This is a genomic window from Acidimicrobiales bacterium, assembly GCA_035546775.1.
Taxonomy (GTDB): Bacteria; Actinomycetota; Acidimicrobiia; order Acidimicrobiales; family JACCXE01; genus JACCXE01.
Genome location: DASZWD010000026.1, coordinates 1 through 1,737, shown reverse-complemented (window position 1 = coordinate 1,737; position 1,737 = coordinate 1). Strand labels below are relative to the sequence as shown.

2 protein-coding genes are annotated in these 1,737 nt (G+C 68.5%); both read right to left on the bottom strand.

What is annotated here, in order from left to right:
• Positions 1-1,078 (bottom strand): aldehyde dehydrogenase family protein (locus VHC63_05185; protein ID HVV35978.1); only part of this gene is annotated, 1,078 nt, incomplete at its 3' end.
• Positions 1,059-1,737 (bottom strand): hypothetical protein (locus tag VHC63_05180; GenBank protein HVV35977.1); only part of this gene is annotated, 679 nt, incomplete at its 5' end. The genes VHC63_05180 and VHC63_05185, both read right to left, overlap by 20 nt.

The window sequence follows — 1,737 nt, the reverse complement described above, 5'->3', positions numbered from 1 at the left end:
AGGCGCCCTTGCCGACGGCGTCGTCGACGAGGTTGGCGACGATGTTGCGCTGGTCGGCGTCGATCAGCGGCCCGACGAGCACGCCGTCGTCGGTGCCCCGCCCGACCGGCATCGCGGCAAGCCGCTCCGCCAGCCGGGCGGAGAACTCTTCGGCGACGGCGTCGTGCACGTGGAAGCGGTTGGCCGCCACGCAGGACTCGCCACCGTTGCGCATCTTGGCGATGACCGCCTGATCAACGGCGTGCTCGAGGTTGGCGTCGTCGAACACCAGGAACGGTGCGTTGCCGCCCAGTTCCATGGAGCACTTGATCAGGCGCTTCGACGCCATCTCCATCAGCTTCTTGCCGACCGGCGTCGAGCCGGTGAACGACATCTTGCGAAGCCGCGAGTCGTCGAACAGCGGGGCGGTGACGCGGCTCGCGCTGCTCGACGTGACGACGTTGACGACGCCGCCTGGCAGGCCCGCCTCGGTCAGGATGTCGACGAACGCAGCCATCGACAGCGGCGTCAGCTGCGCGGGCTTGACGACCATGGTGCAGCCGGCCGCCAGCGCCGGACCGATCTTGCGGGCACCCATTGCGCTCGGGAAGTTCCACGGCGTGATGAGCAGGCAGGGGCCGATCGGCTGCTTCATCGTCAGCAGGCGGCCGGCGCCGCTGGGGTTCATCGCGAATCGCCCGTCAACGCGGACGGCTTGCTCGGAGAACCAGCGCACGAAGTCCGACGCGTAGGCGATCTCGGCGCGTGACTCGGCGAGCGGCTTGCCCATCTCGAGGGTCATGAGCAACGCGAGGTCGTCGATGCGCTCGTTCATCAGCTCGAACGCGCCGCGCAGGATCTCGCCGCGGTCGCGCGGTGGTGTCTTGGCCCAGGCGTCGGCAGCGTCACAGGCAGCGTCGAGCGCGGCGACGGCGTCCTCGGCCGTGCCGTCCGCAACCGCGCACAGCGTCTGCTCCGTCGAGGGGTCCTCGACGTCGACGGTCGCGCCACTCGAGCTGTCCCGCCACTTGCCCCCGATGAACAAGCCCTTCGGGACCGCGTCGACGACGCGCTTTTCGTCAGCTGCTGTCACTGTCACGCCCAAGAGTCTGCGCCACGGCCGAGGTTGCTGCGAACACGACGTCCGGTTCGCCGCGCGGCACCGGGATCTCCATGACCTCGACCTTCCCGAAGTGACGGGCAAGAACCTGTTGGTACGCCGAAGATCTTGCCGCGCTCCAGACGGTGAGTACGCCGCCCGGCCGCAACCGGCTCGCCAGCAACGCCGTCCCATCGTCGCCGTACAGGCCGGTGTTGGCATCGGTGACCGTCCAGTCCGGTCCGTTGTCGATGTCGAGGCAGATCGCGTCGTAGTGCTGCTCGCCGCTTCGCAGCACCTCGGCGATGTCGGCGATCACGATTTCGGTGCGCTCGTCGGTTCGGGCCTTCCCGGTAATCGCTTGCAGGTACTTGTCGTGCCACTCGACGATCCGCCGCTCGATCTCGACGACCGTGACTCGCGCCACCCGCTCGTCGCTCAGCGCTTCGACGAGCGAGAAGCCGACACCCAGCCCGCCGATCAGGACGCCGCGCGGCTTCGCTGCTCGCGACAGCGCTTCGCGGACCAGGCGGCGTTCGGATTCGCCGTTGCGGGTGTCCATGAGGAAGACGCCGTTGCTGATGACCTCGAAGTGCTCTTGGTCTCGGCGGAGCACCAGCTCGCCGCGTGCGGTGACGACCCGGTCGATGACAACCGGA